Below are 11,175 nucleotides of genomic sequence, written 5' to 3' on the forward strand. Positions count from 1 at the left end.
GCTTATCCCATGATATGCACGCCGCCGTCCACGTACAGCGTCTCGCCGGACATGCGCCGGGCGAAAGGCGTCGCGAGGAACGCGCAGGTAAAGCCGACGTCCATGATGTCGACCAGCTCGCCGAGCGGTGCACGCTGTGCGGCTTCGGTCAGGAGCAGGTCGAAGTCCTTGAGTCCCGATGCCGCGCGTGTCTTGAGCGGCCCCGGCGAAATAGCATGCACGCGAATGCCCTGCGGACCGAGCTCGTAGGCGAGATAGCGCGCGCACGCTTCGAGCGCGGCCTTCACCGGGCCCATTACGTTGTAGTTCGCGACGACCTTGTTCGCGCCGTGATAGCTCATCGTGAACATCGCGCCGCCGTCTTTCATCAGCGGCGCCGCGAGCCGCGCCATGCGGACGAACGAATGGCAGGAAATGTCCATCGCCTTCGCGAAGCCTTCGGCGGAACAGTTCAGCAGGCCGCCCTGCAGATCGTCCTTCGGCGCCCACGCGATCGAGTGCACGAGAATATCGAGCTTGCCCCACTCGCTCGCGATACGCTCGAACACCGCTTCCAGTTCCTCCTGGCTCGACGCGTTCAGCGGCATGAAGATCGGCGCTTCGAGGGCTTGCGCGTGCGGCTCGACGTAAGGCCGCGCTTTCTCGTCGGCATACGTGATGGCGAGATCGGCGCCCAGTTCGCGGAACGCTTTCGCGCAACCATAGGCGATCGAATGCTCGTTGGCGATGCCGGTGACGAGCGCCTTCGCGCCCTTCAGCACGGGCTGCGGGACATTCAATGTCATGCGGATGCTCCTTCGCGTTTGTCATCGATCAGCGCGAGCGTGTGGCGCGCGATCATGAGTTCTTCGTTGGTCGGAATCACCCATGCGCTCACCTTGCTCGACGCCGTGCTGATGCGCGGGCCGCCGCTCGCATTGGCTTCTGTATCGAGTTCGATGCCCCACCACGCCGCTTCTTCGCACACGCGTTGTCGTATCTCCTTCGAATGCTCGCCGATGCCCGCCGTGAACACGATCGCGTCGAGCCCGTGCAGCGCCGCGCTCATCGAGCCGAGCTCGCGGCCGATGCGATGCACGTAAAGATCGATCGCGAAGCGCGCGCGTTCGTCGCTGCTCGCGAGCAGCGCGCGCATGTCGCCCGACACGCCCGACACGCCGAGCAATCCCGACTGGCGATACAGCATGTCTTCGATCTCGCGCGCGTTCATGCCGAGCTCGTCGAGCATGTAAAGAACCACGCCCGGATCGAGATTGCCGCAGCGCGTGCCCATCATGAGACCGTCGACGGCGGTGAAGCCCATCGTGCTGGCGACGCTCTTGCCCGCGTGCATCGCGCACAGGCTCGCGCCGTTGCCCAGATGCGCGACGACCGTGCGCCCGCGCGCGGCATCGGGTGCAACATCCGGCAGGGCACTCGCGATGTATTCGTACGAGAGACCATGAAAGCCGTAGCGCCGCACGCCGTTCTTCGTGATCGATTCGGGCAGCGCGAACGCCTGCGCGAGCGGCGCCTGCGTCGAATGAAAGGCCGTGTCGAAGCACGCGACCTGCGGCAGGCCCGGATTGCGCTCGGCGACGATGCGTATCGGCCTCAAGTTATGCGGCTGATGCAGCGGCGCGAGCGGTGTGAGCTTGTCGAGTTCGTCGAGCACTTCGGGGCTCGTCAGTACGGGCTTCGTGAAACGCGCGCCGCCGTGCACCACGCGATGCCCCACGCCGACCAGACGATGCCCCGCGCCATGCCCGCGCAGATACGCGCCCAGATGCGCGATCGCTTCGGCATGTTGCAGCTTCGCGCCCTCGCCCCATGAATGCTCCGCGGACTTCTCGCCTCGCCTGTCGTAAGCGACGAAATGCGGCGCACTGAACAGCGCTTCAACCTGTCCGTGCGTGACGAGTTCGAGCGCGTCGCCTTCGACATCGAACGCGCTGAACTTGATGCTCGACGAGCCCGCATTGAGAACCAGAATCACATCGGCCATGAAATCACCCCACTACTTGCGCTTCTTCGCGGCGCTTCGACGCCACGAGCGATGCGATCGCGCACGATGCGAGCCGCGATTGCAGCGAATCGGCGCGGCTCGTCAGAATGATCGGCACGCGCGCGCCGAGCACGATGCCGGCCGCATCCGCATTCGCGAGAAAAGACAGACTCTTCGCGAGCATGTTGCCCGCTTCGAGGTCCGGCACGATCAGCACGTTCGCGCGCCCCGCGACGGGCGAATCGATCTTCTTCGTATGCGCCGCTTCGAGGTCGATGGCATTGTCGAGCGCGAGCGGCCCGTCGACGAGCGCGCCCGTGATCTGATGACGATCGACCATCTTGCAGAGCGCGGCGGCCTCCAGCGTCGACGGCACCTTCGGGTTCACCGTTTCCATCGCCGAGAGAATCGCGACGCGCACTTCCGCGAAACGCAGCGCGTGGCCGAGATCGATCGCGTTTTGCAGGATGTCGACTTTATCGGCGAGCGTCGGCGCGATGTTGATGGCCGCGTCGCTGATGATGAGCACGTCGTCGTGCCCCGGCACATCCATGATGAAGCAATGCGACACGCGCCGCGACGTGCGCAGTCCGCCTTCGCGCTTCACGACCGCGGCCATGACTTCGTCGGTGTGCAGGCTGCCTTTCATGAGCGCTTCGGCCTTCGCCTCGCGCACGAGTTCCACCGCCTTTTCGGCAGCGGCGTGGCTGTGCGGCGCATCGACGATCGGAAAGCCCGCGATGTTGAGGCCGCATTCTTCCGCCACCTCGCGAATGCGATCGCGTGGCCCGACGAGCTGCGGCGCGATCAGACCCATCTCGTGCGCCTTCACCGCGCTTTCGAGCGATGTCCGGTCGCAGGGATGCACGACCGCCACCGCGAGCGGCGGCAACGCCTGGCAAACCTCGATGAGCCGTACATATTTTTCGCGCGGCTGATTCATTTCACCCTCCGTAGTTACGTGTGATGCAACGCCCGAACATCAGTGCGCGGGCGCGGAACGTCTTGGCGCGCGCGCAGCCTTGACCGGCAGCGCCGCGCGGATGCGCGCGAGCATGTCGTGCTGCGCGGCCGTCGGCTCGAAGCCCTGCATGCGGCTGTCGTCGTGCAGCTTGTCGAAGAGCGTGAGGAGCTTCTTGCGGTCGTCGCTGTCGTCGAGCAGACCGGGCAACGACGCGAGCGCCTGCTCGGGCTCGTAGCGCACGATGATTTCCTGTTCGCCGCGAACGCGCCGCCATTCGTCGCGCGGCATCTGCGGCAAATACTCCGCATAGTCGGCCGCGAGTTCCTGACGCAGCACCATGCGCGTGAGCGGCAACGGCTCGTCGTGACGCATGAGCAGGCACGCGACGCGCGCGACGGCTTCCGCGTATCCGCCGTGCGCAACCGACGCGAGCGCTTCCTGAACGAACGGCAGATCGCGCGGATCGGTCCGATTTTCTTGCGTCTCGCGTTCCTGCACGCGCTGTGCCGGCAGCAGGTTGCCGTACACGGAGAAGAACATCGCTTCGGTCGTGGCGTCGCGCATCGCACGATAGAAGTCGAGGCTCGCGCTGATCATGTCGGAGCCGCAATGCTCCGCACGGCGCAACACGTCGCGTTCGGTGTCGGGCTTGCGCGTGGCCTTCACCGCTTCCGCCGCCGGGCCGAGCCATGCAAGCCACGGATTCAGATCGGAGAACATCCAGCGCTGCGCGCGCAACGGATGGAACGCGCGCAGCATCGTCGCGGTCGCGTCGTTGGCCATTGCCTGAACGAAGGGTTGCGCGAACAGTTCGTACGCACGCTGATTGAAATCCGATACCTGTTTCACCGCTTCGAACGGCAGTTCGTCGATACGCTCGAAACGGTTGAAGCGCGCGGTCACGTCTTCGAGACGTCGCTCGTGAAAGCTCACGTCGTATTCGGTCTTGCCGTTCGCGTTCTTGCGTTCGGCGATCTCCATGCCGTACAGCCCCGGCGGAAACGATTCGATCGCTTCCAGCACCGATGCGATCTGCGTGTATTCCTTCTTCGCGACCTTGCCGCTCACGAAGATGCCGAGATGCCCGATGCTCTTGTGCATCAGTCCGACGATCACTTGCCCGCGTGCCTTGATCTCGTCGGTGCTGCCGTAGATATCCGCGACCCAGTTGAAGGCCTGTTGCGGCGGCGTGATGTTGTCGCCCATCGAAGCGAAGAGAATGATCGGCGATTTGATCGCGCGCAGATCGAACGATGCGCCCGACGCGCCGCGCACTTCGCCCGACCACAGCTTGTTGCCGACGAAAAGATTGCGCGTGATCCATTCGATCTCTTCGCGGTTCATCAGGTAATAGCCGCCCCACCAGCGCTCGAAGTCCAGAAAGCGCGGCGGTTCGGTGTCGATCTTGTCGAACAGCGTGTAGTACTTGTCCCAGAAACTATTCGCCGGATTCAGGTTCTCGAAGTTCTCGACGAGGTACGCGCCGTCGAACTTGCCGTTGCCGAGATCGGCCGTCAGCGAAGCGAGCCACGTCCCGCCGAGCATGCCGCCCGAGTAGCGCATCGGGTTGTCGCCCTCGCCTTCGCTCCACGCGCCGCTCCAGTAGGACATCGGCGCGCCGTTGATGACGAGCGGACCGGTATCGTCGGGCTGCGAGCTCGCGAGCATCATCGCGGCCCAGCCGCCCTGGCAATTGCCGACGATAGCGGGCTTCGGGCTGTCCGGATGCATCTCGCGCACATGCTTCACGAACTGCTGCTCGGCCGCGCATACGTCGAGCAGCGTCTGGCCGGGCTGCGGGTCGCGAAAGAACGTGACGAAGTACACCGGATGACCCGCGCGCAACGCGACGCCGACTTGCGAATCGTCCTTGAATCCGCCGATGCCCGGACCATGCCCCGCACGCGGATCGATGATGAGATACGGCCGCTTCAGCGGATCGATGACTACGCCTTCGGGCGGCACGATACGCAACAGCGCATAGTTCACCGGCCGCGCGAACGTGCGTCCGTCGAGCAGCATTTCATGCGCGAAATGCAGCACCGGTTCGAGACCGCGCTTCGCCTGCTCTATGAAGTTGTTGCCGCGCTGACGCAGGGTGTCCCAGAAGAGCACCGTGCGCTGCATGACATCGACCGCATAGTCGAAGCCGTTGAAACGATCAGCCTCGCCGTTGCCGAGGACACGCACGCCTGCTTCGCGCGCGCGCTCGCTGAATTGATGCTGCGCAAGCTCCGCGCGCTTCTGATAAACGCGTGTGACCTTTTCCGCGATTTTCTGGCTGCGCGCCAGTTGATCTGCATACGTCATGACGTGATCTCCGCGAGGGAACGTGCAAGGGACAACGCAGGAAGCAGATGCATCGGCGGCCATGATGAACGCATGGTCCGATGACTTGGATACCATCATCAAAATATATGCGCAATGTGCGACAAGCAGGTGGCAAAAATTCGCGACTCAACGACGCGCGACTTCATCGCCATTGCGCGAAACAATCTCCTGATACTTCGCGACGACATGTTCGAGGTTATAGAACATGCGCGCTTCGCCGAGCCGCGCGCCGAGCGGCGAGCGCCGCACCGCCGCGAGCACGCCCGGATTCAGGCCCGCGAGCCAGAGCGTGGTGCCGTTCGCGGCGAGGCGCGCTTCGGCTTCGATCATCATCTTGAGCGCGGTGTATTCGACATCGAAGACGCGGCTCAGATCCAGCACGACGATCTTCGCGTCGGAATCGCGCACGAGCGGGCGGATCTTTTCGGCGACACGTTGCGCATTCGCGAAGAATATCCGCCCTTCGGGACGCAGCAGCAATAAGCCGGGAAACGCTTCGTCGTCCGGATGCCGCGACGAAGCGCGCCGGAACACGTTGGTTCCCGGTATCCGCTTCAATGCGTACACAGGCGGATTGGACACCTGATGCGCGAGCGCGAAGAGCGACACGACGATCGCCACCACGATGCCTTCCAGCGTTCCGAACAACACGACGCCCGCGCATGCCGTGAGCGCCCACACGAATTCGGTGCGGCGAATCTTCAGGATCGCGCGGAATTCGGCGGGGCTGAAAAGCCCGATCGAATAGAACACGACGACGGCCGCGAGCGTCGCGTGCGGCATCAGCGCCATGAGCGGCGCGAACAGCAGCATGACGGCGAGCGCGAGCGCCGCGGTCACGAGTCCCGCGAGTTGCGTGCGCGCGCCCGCCTGCCGGTTGACGGCCGTCTGGCTCGTTCCGCCGCCTGAGACCATCGCGCCGAAAAGCGCGCCGGCCGCGTTCGCGAGGCCGGTCGCGAGCAGTTCGCGGTTCGCATCGGGCGCGGGTTCGTCGTTGCGTGCGAACGCCCGCGCCGCCGCGATGCTTTCGGTGAAGCTCATCAACGCGATGCCGAGCGCGTCCGGCCACAGCTTCAATGCAAGCGACAGATCCGGCCGTGTCCACGACGGCAATCCCGCCGGCACCGCGCCGACCGTTTCGACGCCGTGCGCGCGCAGACCGAACGCGGCCACCGCGACGATCGCCGCCGCGACGACGAACAACGGCGCCGGCGCGCGCGGTGCGAAGCGTTCGAGCGCGATGAGCGCGGCGAGCGTCGCCAACGCGAGCGCGAGCGTGCTCGCCGACAGATGCGGCAAGCCCGCGACGAACGCGCCGACGTTGTGAAAGAACGATCCCTTCGGATAGTGAATGCCGAAGAGCTTCGGCAACTGATCCACGACGATGACGATCGCCACCCCCGCCTTGAAACCGACGAGCACCGGCTCGGAAATGAAGTTCGCGACGAACCCGAGACGCAGGCACGCCCCCGCGACGAGCATGATGCCGACGAGCATCGTCAGCGTCGCGTTGGCGACGGCGAGCGCGTGCGGATCGCCATTCGCGACGGTCGCGCCGAGCGCGTTCGCCGCGAGAATCGCGAGCGTGGTCGTCGTGCTGACGGACAGCGCGCGCGACGTGCCGACGAACGCGTAGACGATCATCGGCACGCAGGCCGTGTAGAGGCCGACCTGAACCGGCAGGCCCGCGATGGTCGCGTACGCGAGCGCCTTCGGTATGACGACCGCCCCCGCCGTCAGGCCCGCGACGATATCGGCGCGCGCCCACGGCTTCTCGTAACGAAACAGCCATTCGGGCGCGATGGACGCGCGATGCGGCATGACGATCCCGCGTTCCGAAGTCGCGCTAAAAACGCTCGGGCACGTAGCGCAGCGGCCGATCGCTTTCGCGATAACCCTCCGCCTTCTGGCGCTTCGGCAACTTCACCTTTTCGCGCGGCACGGCCTTGTACGGGATATTCGCGAGCAGATGGCTGATGAGATTCAGGCGCGCGCGGCGCTTGTCGTCGGAACGCACGACGTACCACGGCGCCTGTTCCGTGTCGGTGGCCTCGAACATGTCGTCGCGAGCGCGCGAGTAGTCGTACCAGCGGCTGTAGGAACGCAGGTCCATCGGCGAGAGCTTCCAGATCTTGCGCTCGTCGTGGATGCGTTCCTCGAGACGCCGCGTCTGCTCTTCCTGACCGACCTCGAGCCAGTACTTGAGCAGAATCACGCCCGAATCGATGATCGCGCGCTCCACGAGCGACACGCCTTTCAGAAAGGTTTTCGCCTGGTCCTCGGTACAGAAGCCCATCACGCGTTCGACGCCCGCGCGGTTGTACCAGCTTCGGTCGAAAAGCGTGATCTCGCCCGCGGCGGGCAGATGCGGCAGATAGCGCTGCACGTACATCTGCGTCTTCTCGCGCTCGGTGGGCGCGGGCAGCGCAACCACGCGGAAGATGCGCGGGCTCACCCGCTCGGTGATCGCCTTGATCGTGCCGCCCTTGCCCGCGCCGTCGCGTCCCTCGAACACGACGCAGACTTTCGCGCCCGTGTAGACGGCCCATTCCTGCAGCTTCACGAGTTCCACATGCAGGCGCGCAAGCTCTTTTTCGTACTGTTTCCTGTTCAGGCGCTCATGCACGCCCGCGCCTTCACGCACGCCTCTCGATTCGCCGACAGCCCTCTCTTCGTTCATTGCTGTCTCCCGATATTTTTGGATGCCATCCGCGCGGACGAACCGAGTCCGCCGTCGCGACGATGCGCGCGGCACATGGTCGCGGACCCGTCATGACGCCGTCAGGTTTCGTTGCGCTCGGGCACGACCTGCACCACGAGCGTGCGGTTCTTCCAGAACATGTTGTGGATGCGCGGCTGAAAGGTGCGCAGCACGTGCGGCTCGATCGAATCGAAGGTGACGACCGCGGCCGGATGCTCGCCGGTGCCCGTCACGCGCTGAATCGAATCGTAGGGTGGAAAGCCGTAGCGGCAGAGAAATTCCCTGATTTCGTCGTCGGTCGTGGACTCTTCCACGTTGCCTATCCAGAGATCGCCCATTGCAAGATTCTCCGTTGAGTTGTGCGACGTTTCTTCGACTAATACACCAACGGACGGCTCAGGTCGACCCATCTCGCTTGGCCGATTTGCGCTGCGCGAGCGGATTCAGCGCGACGACGAAAGTCACGATCCCGATGCCGAGCGCCCACATGCCGTAACGGAATTCGAGTTTCATGTCGTACAGAAGGCCGTGGATCGTGAAATACAGCCCGGCGAGCCAGATGAACACGCCAATCGAGGCAACCACCATGCGCGGCTCGTTCAGTCTCATCGATGTCTCCCGGAAGCGGTGCGCGAGATAGCTTCAGTTTAGGAAAACTTCCGTCGTCCTGTGAACACACTCGTGTGCAATGACCTTGGCGCGCCGCGATCGTTAGGCTACATTTCCCGCGTATGGCGGAGCAGCAAATGCAACGCATGACCAACTAAACCAATTAACGTTCTGACGCGCCCCGCAGATGCAAAAGCCAACCCCTTTCCCGACCAGGTTGCGAAATTTCGTGATGCTCTTCGTCCTCGCTGCCGCGCCCTGCGCCGCGCTGGCGCAGGGCGCGCCGGACCGCGCGGTCGTCGGCGCAAACGTCAAGCAGTATGCGAATTCCGTGCTCGCGATCATGTCGTACACCGCGGTGCCGGATGTCACGACAAGTTCACTGTCGATCAATAGCGGCACGACCGGCAATCCGGGCTTCGGTCAGACGCAACTCGGCGGCGGCTTTACCCTCAGCAATTCGTTTCCGCTCTACCTCGAAGGCACGCTCGCGTACAGCCGCTACGATCCGACCTTCATCGCGACCGACGGCGACCAGCAGCGCGCGGTGCCTGCGAAATGGAACACGTTCAGCACGACGGTTGGCGTCGGCTGGGACTTCCCGATCACGAGCGAGCTGAAATTTCGCCCGATCATCAACGGCATGATCGGCCGCGTCGCGAGCGATGCGCGCATCGCGCAGACGGTGTTCAATCACGTCGCCAACACCAATCTGCAGTTCCTCGAGGACGGCGCGCTCAATGCATACGGCGTCGGCGGCTCGCTGATGCTCGATCTCGAGCATTATCGCGAGCACTACGAGGTCGATGTCGAACTGCGCGCAACCGATATTTATCTACGCAGCTTCGGCAGTTCCTCGGAAGCGGTGCAAGGCTCCGCGACCGCGCAGCAGTTCAGCCTGTGGGCGCGCTGGCGTGCGCCCACAGGCTTCGCCGCGCTCGACAGGCCGGTGCGCTACGTGCTCGAAACCGCGTACTCGCATTACTTCGGCGACAGCGCGGGCGTGCTCGGCTTCAACGATCTGACATCGCTCGGCGTCGGGCTCGAACTGGACAGCAGCAAATATCCTGTCGTCATCACGCGCACGCGCGCGATGGTGCGCTACGTGTTCGGCCACAACGTGCACGGCGTGTCGTTCGGCCTCGCCGTCAGCTTCTAGCGCGCGCCGTTCAAAGCACGTTGCGCTGGCTCGGATCGTATTTCGGATCGGGCTGCTTCTGCGTCTGCCGGAGCACGCCCTGAGCGTCGAAATAGAAATGGAACAGCATGTGGTCGATGTTGTTCTCCAGGTATCGATACGTCCACACCTCGCGATCCATCCGCTTGAAATAGGCCGTCTCGAACGGGCGTCCGAACGCGATCATCACGTCGTTGCGCGTCCACTTGTTGACCTCGGCGCGGTAGAACTCGTTTTCCTGAAGCACTTGCCGAACACTGACCGTATTGCCCGACGCATCGAGATCGACGGCCGTGGTCGTCGATCCCATCGGCTGCGTGGGCCACATCAGACGCTTGCCGCCGTTCGGCAGGTCGTAGGTTTCCTTCGGCGGCCCGAGCCTGGCGACGATCGCCTGCTGATCCATGCCGGGCTGCACGCGCTGTTCCGGCTGCGCGCAACCGGCGAGCGCGAGCGCGACGGCGCACGCGCCGTGCGTCAGCGCGAATGCAAAGCGTTTTTTCATGGGTCTCTCCCGCGTCCGCCACGGTTCGTGGCGCCTTATTTTGTCATGGCGGGTTCCACGGATATGGCGAACGCTTCCGTATAAACGGCCTTCACCTGATCGCCCTTCTTGACGCGCTTCAGGCGCTCGGGATCCTGAACGTGCAGATCGACCGTCTCGCCGCGCGGCCCGCGCAGCGTCACGGTCTTCGCATGACGATCGACGGCGATCACATCGGCGATGATCGTCACTTCGCGCCCGACCTCGCCGCCCGGCTTCGCGCCCGGCGCCGCGCGCTCGGCCGAGTCGCTCTCGGAACGCGACGGCTGCGTCTTCTTGTCGAGCAGGCTCAGCGTCAACGACTCGCGGTACTGCGCGGTGACGACATCGCCGACTGCGAGCTGATCGAAGTTGCGCGCTTCGTTCGTGACTTCCAGTTCCATTACCTTGCCGGCGTTCGTTTTCAGCGTGACGGTGCGCGTCGCCGGATCGATGCCGACGATCGTCGCCGTCACCTTCGCGACGCCCTGCACCGTCGCGCCGTCCGGGTTTCGCACGACGCTGACGTCGGCCTGAGGATCGGCGGTGGGATCGGCTGCAAAGGCGCTTGCGGATAGCGCAAGGCATGACAAGACAACGAGGCTGACGCGTTTCATGTTCGCGCTCCTTTTGTTCTATCGATACCGCGATGACGTTACTGGATCGTGTAACCGCGTCCCTGCATGCACGCCGACCACGCGCGATAGTACGTCTGCATCGCGCCCTGGCTCTGCGCCTGCGCGTTGGATTCCTGCGCCCGCTTGTTCTGCCGTGCGCGCATGCCGCCGGCCATCGTGCCCGTCGCCGCGCCGATGGCCGCGCCCTTGCCCGCATCGCCCGCGATCGCACCGATCACCGCGCCGCCCGCCGCGCCGCGCGCCGCGCC

At 64.3% G+C, this 11,175-nt stretch carries 12 protein-coding genes; 1 reads left to right on the plus strand and 11 read right to left on the minus strand.

Annotation, left to right across the window (positions count from 1 at the left end):
- Positions 1-2: 2 nt before the first annotated feature.
- The 8 genes from fabI to NCR93_RS22530 all read right to left on the minus strand — a co-directional run bounded on the left by fabI (position 3) and on the right by NCR93_RS22530 (position 8,589).
- The gene (gene fabI / locus NCR93_RS22495) at positions 3-785 is read right to left on the minus strand and encodes an enoyl-ACP reductase FabI (protein ID WP_175981176.1); all 783 of its coding nucleotides are present in this window, start codon (positions 783-785) and stop codon (positions 3-5) included.
- On the minus strand, positions 782-1,984 hold the full coding sequence (locus NCR93_RS22500) for an acetate/propionate family kinase (RefSeq protein WP_008348486.1): 1,203 nt from the start codon (positions 1,982-1,984) through the stop codon (positions 782-784). Before NCR93_RS22500 ends, fabI begins: the two co-directional genes overlap by 4 nt.
- 4 nt (positions 1,985-1,988) lie before the next feature.
- Entirely contained in the window at positions 1,989-2,927 is a 939-nt protein-coding gene (locus tag NCR93_RS22505; protein WP_008348487.1) for a phosphate acetyltransferase, read from the minus strand.
- 39 nt (positions 2,928-2,966) lie between these two features.
- On the minus strand, positions 2,967-5,258 hold the full coding sequence (locus NCR93_RS22510) for a DUF3141 domain-containing protein (RefSeq protein WP_008348489.1): 2,292 nt from the start codon (positions 5,256-5,258) through the stop codon (positions 2,967-2,969).
- Positions 5,259-5,405: 147 nt separating this feature from the next.
- A complete protein-coding gene (locus tag NCR93_RS22515) occupies positions 5,406-7,100 on the minus strand; it encodes a SulP family inorganic anion transporter (protein ID WP_175981178.1) in 1,695 nt (564 codons plus the stop codon).
- A gap of 25 nt (positions 7,101-7,125) precedes the next feature.
- On the minus strand, positions 7,126-7,959 hold the full coding sequence (gene ppk2 / locus NCR93_RS22520; RefSeq protein ID WP_250532286.1) for a polyphosphate kinase 2: 834 nt from the start codon (positions 7,957-7,959) through the stop codon (positions 7,126-7,128).
- A gap of 101 nt (positions 7,960-8,060) precedes the next feature.
- Positions 8,061-8,318: an RNA recognition motif domain-containing protein gene (locus tag NCR93_RS22525; RefSeq protein WP_008348497.1), complete on the minus strand. Its 258-nt coding sequence runs from the start codon at positions 8,316-8,318 to the stop codon at positions 8,061-8,063.
- A 58-nt stretch (positions 8,319-8,376) separates the two neighbouring features.
- Entirely contained in the window at positions 8,377-8,589 is a 213-nt protein-coding gene (locus tag NCR93_RS22530) for a DUF2964 family protein (RefSeq protein WP_033536232.1), read from the minus strand.
- Between the two features lie 232 nt (positions 8,590-8,821).
- Between NCR93_RS22530 and NCR93_RS22535 the strand changes: the two genes are divergently transcribed.
- Entirely contained in the window at positions 8,822-9,748 is a 927-nt protein-coding gene (locus tag NCR93_RS22535; RefSeq protein ID WP_008348502.1) for a hypothetical protein, read from the plus strand.
- Positions 9,749-9,758: 10 nt separating this feature from the next.
- On the opposite strand, the gene NCR93_RS22540 is transcribed toward NCR93_RS22535, so the two are convergent.
- The 3 genes from NCR93_RS22540 to NCR93_RS22550 form a co-directional block, all read right to left on the minus strand.
- Positions 9,759-10,271, minus strand: a complete 513-nt coding sequence (locus NCR93_RS22540) for a hypothetical protein (RefSeq protein WP_008348503.1) — start codon at positions 10,269-10,271, stop codon at positions 9,759-9,761.
- A 35-nt stretch (positions 10,272-10,306) separates the two neighbouring features.
- On the minus strand, positions 10,307-10,906 hold the full coding sequence (locus tag NCR93_RS22545) for a hypothetical protein (RefSeq protein WP_008348505.1): 600 nt from the start codon (positions 10,904-10,906) through the stop codon (positions 10,307-10,309).
- Between the two features lie 38 nt (positions 10,907-10,944).
- Positions 10,945-11,175 (minus strand): glycine zipper family protein (locus tag NCR93_RS22550; RefSeq protein ID WP_250507728.1); only part of this gene is annotated, 231 nt, incomplete at its 5' end.

This window comes from Caballeronia sp. ATUFL_F1_KS39 (assembly GCF_023630985.1).
Taxonomy (GTDB): Bacteria; Pseudomonadota; Gammaproteobacteria; order Burkholderiales; family Burkholderiaceae; genus Caballeronia; species Caballeronia zhejiangensis.